The organism is Thermoflexus sp. (assembly GCF_025055495.1).
GTDB lineage: Bacteria > Chloroflexota > Anaerolineae > Thermoflexales > Thermoflexaceae > Thermoflexus.
The window spans coordinates 1-5,603 of record NZ_JANWXB010000379.1 but is presented as its reverse complement, the minus strand read 5'-3'; the positions used below and the strand labels follow the sequence as shown (position 1 = coordinate 5,603).

At 64.9% G+C, this 5,603-nt stretch carries 6 protein-coding genes; all 6 read left to right on the top strand.

Annotation, left to right across the window (positions count from 1 at the left end; genetic code table 11):
* The first annotated feature begins 281 nt into the window (after nucleotides 1–281).
* Nucleotides 282–1,286, top strand: coding sequence for a hypothetical protein (locus tag NZM16_RS12255; RefSeq protein ID WP_295453014.1), 1,005 nt, complete (start codon nucleotides 282–284; stop codon nucleotides 1,284–1,286).
* 4 nt (nucleotides 1,287–1,290) lie between these two features.
* Complete coding sequence (locus NZM16_RS12250; RefSeq protein WP_295453012.1) at nucleotides 1,291–1,923, top strand: SIS domain-containing protein; 633 nt, start codon at nucleotides 1,291–1,293, stop codon at nucleotides 1,921–1,923.
* Nucleotides 1,898–2,503, top strand: a complete 606-nt coding sequence (gene gmhB / locus NZM16_RS12245) for a D-glycero-beta-D-manno-heptose 1,7-bisphosphate 7-phosphatase (protein ID WP_295453009.1) — start codon at nucleotides 1,898–1,900, stop codon at nucleotides 2,501–2,503. The genes NZM16_RS12250 and gmhB overlap by 26 nt, the downstream gene beginning before the upstream one ends.
* Nucleotides 2,475–3,272 (top strand): DapH/DapD/GlmU-related protein, encoded by a 798-nt coding sequence (locus tag NZM16_RS12240; RefSeq protein ID WP_295453006.1) that lies wholly within the window; start codon nucleotides 2,475–2,477, stop codon nucleotides 3,270–3,272. Before gmhB ends, NZM16_RS12240 begins: the two co-directional genes overlap by 29 nt.
* A complete protein-coding gene (locus NZM16_RS12235; RefSeq protein ID WP_295480628.1) occupies nucleotides 3,269–4,507 on the top strand; it encodes a glycosyltransferase family 2 protein in 1,239 nt (412 codons plus the stop codon). Before NZM16_RS12240 ends, NZM16_RS12235 begins: the two co-directional genes overlap by 4 nt.
* A 276-nt stretch (nucleotides 4,508–4,783) precedes the next feature.
* Nucleotides 4,784–5,603 (top strand): LamG domain-containing protein (locus tag NZM16_RS12230; RefSeq protein ID WP_295480626.1); only part of this gene is annotated, 820 nt, incomplete at its 3' end.

Here is a 5,603-nt window from a genome sequence, read left to right as displayed (position 1 = left end):
CTCTGGCTTTACGCGCCTGCTACCCCTGGTCCGCCTCGTTTTCCTTCCCCCGGCCGCCGTTTATTTGGCGCAAACACTTCCCCTGGTATTTCAATGTGTGTGCTGGCGGCCTCGGGGGGCCCGCACCCACCCCTAAAATATTCAATCCTCCCTCCCTGCGTCCTGCAAGGGCCAGGGAGGGGGGGGAGGAACGTTTTCCTAACCTTCTATTTATCCCTACCCAACCCCTCCCCCTTATCTTCAAAGCCGTCAGAGATCGTTTTGCGGAGACCCCAGGACCCATGATGCTCATCGCCCGCGCGCCGGTCCGGATCAGCTTCGCCGGCGGGGGGACGGATCTTCCCGCCTACTACACCCGTTACGGCGGCCAGGTCCTCAGCGTCACTCTGAACCGCTATGTGTATACCATTCTGTCCCCGGCGCCCCGGGCGGCCCACCTGATCTCAGCGAACTATAGCCTGTTCCATCAATATGCGCCGGATCGGGACGCCCTCTGGGATGGGAACCTTTCCCTCCCCCGGGCGATCCTGGAGGCCTTCGGAAGCCCCAATGGGATCGATGTGTTCATCGCCGCCCAGGTCCCCCCGGGCACCGGGCTGGGCTCCTCCGGCAGCATGACGGTCTCGATGATCGCCGCCCTCGCAGCCTGGAGCGGCTGGTCCCTTTCGCGCGCGGAGATCGCCGAGCTGGCCTGTCAGATCGAGATCGATCGGCTGGGGATGCCAGTGGGCAAGCAGGACCAGTATGCGGCGGCCTTCGGTGGCCTGAATCGGATCCGGTTCGAGGCGAGCCGGGTGACGGTGGAGCGGGTCCCCATCGCCCCGGAGATCCGCCAGACCCTGGAGCGCCGGCTGCGCCTGTTCTACACCGGGCAGGCCCGTCCCTCCTCCACCATTCTGAAAACTCAGCAACGGGCGACGGCGGAGGAGGACCCCCAGGTGTTGCGGCGGCTCCATCTGCTGAAAGCCATGGCCGAGGAGATGGAGGAGCGCCTGACGCTGGGGGATCTGGACGGCTTCGGCCGCCTGCTTCACGAAGCCTGGGGGTTGAAGCGGGGGCTGGCCGCTTCGATCTCCAACGATTTCATCGATCGCTGTTATGCCGCTGCGCGGGAGGCCGGGGCCATCGGCGGAAAGATCACCGGCGCCGGGGGAGGCGGCTTTCTCCTCTTGTATTGCCCGGAGCATGCGATCGAGCCGGTGACGAAAGTGATGATGGACATGGGATTAAAGCCCATGGACGTGGCCTTCGACGATCAGGGCGTGCAGGTCTTTCGGGTGGAATGAGACCATGTGGGCGGAATGGATCGAGGACTATTTCGACGGCATCCATCGGGCGCTGGAGGCATTGCCCCGCAAGGCGTTGCTGCAGATCATCGCCCAGATCGAGGCCGCCGCGCGGGATGGCCACATGATCTTCCTCTGCGGGAACGGCGGGAGCGCGGCCACCGCCTCCCACTTCGCCTGCGATCTGGCCAAAGGCGCCCGACGGCCCGGCGCGCCCGTGATTCGGGCCATCGCCCTTACGGACAACGTCCCCCTGCTCACCGCCTGGGCCAACGACACCGAATATCGCCACGTGTTCGCCGAGCAGCTTCGCCCGCTGGTGCGCCCGGGGGACCTGGTGATCGCCATCAGCGGGAGCGGGAACTCCCCGAACGTCCTGGAGGCGGTGCGCGTCGCCCGGGAAGCCGGCGCCTTCACCATCGGCCTCACCGGCTTCCAGGGCGGGAAACTGCGGGAGCTGGTGGATCTGTGCCTGATCGTCCCCAGCGCCTGTATGGAACAGATCGAAGATGTGCATCTGATCCTGCAGCACACCATCACGACAGTGCTACGGCGGACCTGGGAAAACGCCTTCGTCGTGGCGCCGATCCTGCAAGAGGAGCCCATGCCTGATGCGAGCCGTATTCCTGGATCGTGACGGGGTGATCTGCGAGAACCGGCCGGACCACGTGAAGTCCTGGACCGAGTTCCGTTTTCTGCCGGGGGCGCTCCAGGCGCTGCGCCGCCTGTCGGCCGCCCCATTCTCGATCGTAGTGGTGACGAACCAAGCCATCGTCCATCGGGGGATCGTCCCGGCGGCAGTAGTGGAGGAGATCCACAGGTGGATGATCCGGGACATCCAGCTGGCCGGCGGGCGGGTGGATGCCATTTACTACTGCCCGCACCGGCCGGAGGAGGACTGTCTCTGCCGCAAGCCGAAGCCTGGGCTCCTCCTCCAGGCCGCTCGGGATCTGGGGATCCGCCTGGAGGCATCCTACTTGATCGGGGACGCCCTGACCGATGTGGAGGCCGCCCTGGCGGCCGGGTGCCAGCCTTTGCTGGTCCGCACCGGGCGGGGCGCGCTCTATGCCCAACAGGTCCTCCAGCGCTATCCAGAGGTTCAGATCTTCCAGGATCTCTCGGAAGCGGTATCGTGGATCCTGCACCGTGAGGTCCAGATCCTTCCGACCCCAGCGCTGAGGGTGACGGATGTCCCGCTGGCCACGCCGCTGGGCTGAAGCTCTCGATCTCTATATCCATACGCAATCCACCGGGTGGGGCGCCTATCTGCTGGAGCAATCCCTGATGGCCCTCCTTCGCGGCCTCCCAGGGCTCTTGGGGATCGGGCTGCGGGGGATGGTCTATCGCCTGTTCCTTCCCACGCGGGGGTTCCCCTATATCGCGCGGGGGGTGAGACTGGCCCAGCCCCGACGGATCACGCTGGGTCGGGGTGTTTACCTGGATGAAGGGGTTTATCTGCACGCCTGCCCGAACGGCATCACCATCGGCGACGGCACCGTGATCATGCACGGCTCGGTGCTCCACGTCTACAACTTCCGGGGACTTCCTCACTCGGGGATCACCATCGGACGGCGGTGTTTCATTGGGGAATACAACGTCATCCGGGGCCAGGGCGGCGTGACCATCGGGGACTTCGTCTACACCGGCCCGCTGGTCCAGATCCTGGCGGTCAACCACGTGTTCCAGGATCCTCACCGGCCGATCGCGGAACAGGGGATCACAGCGCGGGGCATCGTAATTGAGGATGACGTCTGGCTCGGGGGAGGAGCGGTGGTCCTCGATGGGGTGCGCATCGGACGAGGAGCCGTGGTGGGCGCGGGGGCAGTGGTGACGGAGGACCTTCCCCCCTATGCCATTGCCGTCGGCGTTCCGGCCCGAGTGGTCGGGAGCCGGCTGGATCGCTCCCGCCCGGTGGATGGCCCTGTTTTCCACGGCGGCCTTCCTGTCGTTCAAACAGCGGTTCTCGCTCAGGAGGAATTCCGATGAGCACACTATCCATTGTGATCCCCGCCTACAACGAGGAGAGCGCGATTCAGGCCGTGTTGGATCGCATGCGGGCGATCGGGCCGGCCTTGCGGGAGGCAGGGTTTGCGGAATGGGAAGTGATTGTGGTGGACGATGGGTCCCGGGATCGCACGGCGGACATCGTAGCCTCCTATCCGGAGGTCCGACTGATCCGTCACCCCTTCAATCGTGGCTACGGGGCAGCGCTCAAGACGGGGTTTGCCCATGCCCGGGGAGAGTGGCTGGCCTTTCTGGATGCCGACGCGACCTATCCGCCGGAGGCGCTTCCCGAGCTTTACCGCGTCGCCTGTTTAAGTGGTGCGGATCTGGTGGTGGGCTCCCGCATGGGCCGCGCGGATTCGGAGATGCCGGTTGTGCGCCGGATCGGCAACTGGGGTTTCGCGTTCCTGCTTCGGATGCTGGGAGGAGTTGCGGTCAGTGATAGCGCCAGCGGCATGCGGCTGCTCCGCCGGGAGATCCTGGAGCGCCTGTATCCGCTGCCCGACGGGTTGAACTTCACCCCGGCGATGAGCGCGCGGGCGATTTATGAGGGCGTGCGCATGAAGGAGATCCCGATTCCCTACCGGGAGCGCCTGGGGCAATCCAAGCTCCACCCCTTGCGGGATGGCGTGCGCTTTCTCCATGCGATCGTGTGGACTGTGATGACCTATAACCCGGCGCGGGTGTTCGGGATGGCGGGCTTCGGGCTGGCATGGCTGGGCCTGGCCCTGGGGGCCAGCGCGGTCCTGTGGCCGGGACCTACCGGATGGCCCTTCCCGCGCCTGTTCGCAGCGGTGGTGCTGGCCGCCATCGGGCTGCACCTCTTCGCGGTGGGGACGCTGTTCAACTACATCGTCTCGCTGTTCCACAAGCGCCCGATCCGTCAAAGCTTGTTCGGCCGCCCCTTGTTCCGTCGACCGCTGGAACACCGCTTCCTGCCCATGGGGCTGCTCAGTGTCGCCATCGGCGTGGGGCTTTACGGGTGGGCGGTCTGGGCCCGCCTGACCGCCCCGCCCTTCCCAGCCCCCTGGTTCGTCCCGGCGGTGAGCGCGCTGACCGTGTTGATGGGCATGGATCTGATCACCGCGGGCCTCCTGGTCCGCGCGCTGGCGGAGCTGAGCCAACGGGAGCTACGGATCCAGCAGGATCTGGAGGCACGGCCTGTGGTGGTTTCGTCGGTGGAACCTATCCCTCAGCCGGTATCGATCTCCCGTTAGTGCTTCGCCGACCTGGGGTTTTCGGGGGCAGGGGCCAAAAGCCTCGCCCCGAACGATTTTTCTCCCCCTCCTCACGGCCCTCCGGGCTGCGAGGAGGGGCCATGACCCCTCCAACTGGCTTAGCTCCTCAAATCTCCAACCTTAATGGGTCGAGCACCAAGGTCGCTATGCCGTTGCAATCCCGTGTTTACCTGGGGCTGAACGCGTTTCCGATTTCTTTAGTTTGGGGGGTGCCCTGCCTGTGCATCGGTCAAACCGATTAGGGCCTTACCGCCTATGAGTCTTCGGGCGCCACGGGTGCTCATCCTGCTGGGAGGATGGGCCTTTTGCTGGCTTCTCCTTCCAATGTGGTCGTCGTCCGTGGCGAAGGCCACAGGGGGGTTCTCCCTGCGCTTCTATGGCAATGGGGGTGGGGAAATCGACCGGGTTAAGATCCTCGCGGAGGGCCGGTCGATCAATGCGGGCGGGGACTTCACGCTGGAATGGTGGATGAAGGCCGCGCAGGTGGAGAACACCAGTTCCGCATGCCGCTCCGGCGCAGGAGACCTCTGGATTTTCGGCAACATCCTGTTCGACCGGGATATCTTCGGGCCTGGGGATTACGGAGACTACGGGGTCTCCCTGGCCGGCGGGCGGATTGCCTTCGGCGTAAACCAGGGGGGAAACGGATTTACCCTCTGTAGCGATCGAACTGTGGCCGACGGACAATGGCACCATATCGCCGTCACCCGTCGCGCAAGCGACGGTCAGATGCGGATCTTCGTGGACGGACGGCTGGATGCGGAGGGGACCGGGCCGACCGGAGATATCCGCTATCGGGATGGCCGTCCCACATCCTATCCGAATGATCCGTATCTGGTCATCGGAGCGGAGAAACATGGCGTGGATCACGATACCTACCCTTCCTACAGCGGGTGGGTGGATGAGGTGCGCCTTTCGCGGATCGTGCGCTATTATGGGTTGTTCTCGCCTCCCACTGCGCCGTTCACCCCTGACGCCGACACCCTTGCTCTATATCATTTCGATGAGGGGCCGGAGGGGCCATGCAGGGGCATGGTGATAGATGCCATGGGCCCTAACCCCGGACAGTGCCAAT